A 2,300-nucleotide genomic window follows, 5' to 3' on the forward strand; every position below is an offset into this window, starting at 1 on the left:
CCCGCGGAGCGGGTCCCTCCGGGCTGCGCCCGTCACAGCGAACCGGTCCGCTTCGCTCCCCGGCCGCTCGCGCTCCGCGAGAGCGGAGGCGGCTCGCTCCGCTCACCACAGGTGGCACGCGCTTCGCGCCCGCCACCAACCGCAGGGCAGACGACCCGCGTTGCGGGCCGGGGCCGGCCTCCGGCCGACCCGTGACCTCCGCTGCGCTCCAGCCACCAAAGACGCAGCAGCAGGAGGGTGCGCAGCCAACTCCCGTGCGGGCCAGGCGTGCCACGCTCCGCGCGGCCCACCCAGCGGGACTCACGCCACAAGCAGCAGCAACAGGGAGGGGTAGTGACGGGTAGTCGGGACGGGTGAGGCGTCGAACGCAGATCGGAGGGGGCGAACCGAGGTTCCGAGGGGCATGCTTCAAAGATCGGAGCTAGCTTAAGACTGGAATGATGACCGACCACCCCTGACCAGCAGAAAGGGCGTTCGCGGAATTCCTCGAATATGCCCCAGGCGATTAGAGAGAATACGCACGGAATTGCCGAATGGTGCACGGAATGACGGCCGGAGAAATGCCGGGAAACGCGAATGGGTGCGTGCGCGAGTGATTAGCCGAAATGATCCGGGTGGCGTTCGGGTGCCGGTGGTGATGAGGGATGCGCGCGTCGGGGTACTGGTGAGGGGTGCCGTCAGTGGCGTGTGGCCGGCTCCCGGTGCGGATGGTCGCCGGGGCGCGCCGACCCGCAGTGGCTGGCCTCGCGCGCGCGTCTTATTGATAAAAGGGCGCCGCGCGAAAACGTGGCCTGACCTGCGAGTTTGCGAGAGGCGGTGTGTTGGCCCTGACACATCGACCTGCGGTTTTGTGCCTCCTCCGACACAGCAGCACCACATTTGGTCCCGCAGAGAGGGACAAAATGCGTTCTGCCTGCTCAGGGCCACATTCGATCGTCACCACGTCGAAGGCGGTGTGTCGGCGTCGACACCAGGGGGCCACGCCGACAGGGACAAAGGTCCCTCTGGGCGGGGACAATCTCGGCTAGGGTCGCGGAGACCACACGAGATCGAGCAGCAGGAGCCAGGGTGCCCGGGGACGCGAGTCGCTCCACCAGCAGAGGCCGGCGGTCGGTGGACCGCGCTGAGCCCGTGACGTCGCCGCTGGCGGACAGCTTCGCCGAGGCCCTGGACCGCACGCCGCCGAAGGCCGGTCGGCCGGTGCGGTCGGCGAAGGTCGACTACACGTACCGGGCGCCCCACGATGCCTGGGGCCGCAGCGGCTACAGCATGGTCAGCAACGCCTTTCTCGCCGACGTCTTGGCCGTGCTGATCGCCCGGTACGGGATGTCGCCCGTCCAGTCGGCGGTCCTGCTGTTCTGCATGGGCCGCCAGGTCGAGGGCCGCCTGAAGATCACGCACATCAAGGTCGCCAAGCACCTCGGAGTCGAGCGCGCGAACGTCACCCGGGCGCTGGGCAGCCTGGAGAACTGGCACATGCTCCAGCGCCGGACCAACTCGGCGATCGTGGTCAACCCACTGATCTGCTTCAAGGGCAACGGCGACCTCCAGCAGGAGGCCCTGGAGCAGCTGCGCCAGGACGCCAGGACCGCGCTCCGGAAGCACTTCCCCGAGATGCGGGAAGATGTGATGGCACTGGAGAAGGCGGCGAGCGAGAGCTTCCCCGAGTTCACGGCCCCGCCCGCACCGGCCCCGCGCACGCGGCAGCTGGCGTTCGGCGACAACGATGTGGAGGAACAGGCATGCTGATCCAAGCTCACCTCGGGTTCGCGCAGCTGCACCGCCTGGAGCTCTCCAAGGCCGACTACGACCTGCTGAGCGCGATGATGGAGGTCCAGCGCCCCGGCGGCGAGGTGAACGCCTCACAGGCCGAACTGCGGGCGCGCGTGGGGCTCAGCAAGAACCGCACGTCGATCGCGATGAGTCACCTGGTCGAGCGGAACGTCGTCCTGCGGCCCGAGGGCCGCTACCGCAGCTACTTCATCCACCCGTACTTCGCCGGGTACGCCTCCCAGGAGGAGATGGAGGAGGCGCTGCGCGAGGCGACCGAGGCCATCAAGGCCGGCGCCCTTGTCGCCCCGGCTCCCCCTGTCCCGCAGCGGCATCTGGCCGCCGTACCGACACGTCGCAGCGCTTGACCGCCCGGCCGGCCGGGTGACACGACATCAGCGGCGGGGGGGGGCCCCGGGGGGGGGGGGGGGCGCCCGCCGCCGCGGGGGGGGGTGGGGGTGGGGCAGGTGTGTGCCCGTGGGAGGCGGGGGGGCCTAAAGAAGCCGGGGGTTAGTGGGCGGGGCCGGCAC

Annotated in this window: 2 protein-coding genes; both read left to right on the forward strand. The window is 69.8% G+C overall.

The window, feature by feature from the left end:
* Window positions 1-1,131: 1,131 nt before the first annotated feature.
* Window positions 1,132-1,749 carry a replication/maintenance protein RepL gene (locus tag ACGFU6_RS32615; protein WP_393616186.1) on the forward strand — a complete coding sequence of 206 codons (618 nt, stop codon included), beginning with the start codon at window positions 1,132-1,134 and terminating at the stop codon, window positions 1,747-1,749.
* The gene (locus ACGFU6_RS32620; RefSeq protein ID WP_393616187.1) at window positions 1,743-2,138 is read left to right on the forward strand and encodes a hypothetical protein; all 396 of its coding nucleotides are present in this window, start codon (window positions 1,743-1,745) and stop codon (window positions 2,136-2,138) included. Before ACGFU6_RS32615 ends, ACGFU6_RS32620 begins: the two co-directional genes overlap by 7 nt.
* Window positions 2,139-2,300: the final 162 nt, after the last annotated feature.

It is taken from the genome of Streptomyces sp. NPDC048462 (genome assembly GCF_043200175.1).
GTDB lineage: Bacteria > Actinomycetota > Actinomycetes > Streptomycetales > Streptomycetaceae > Streptomyces.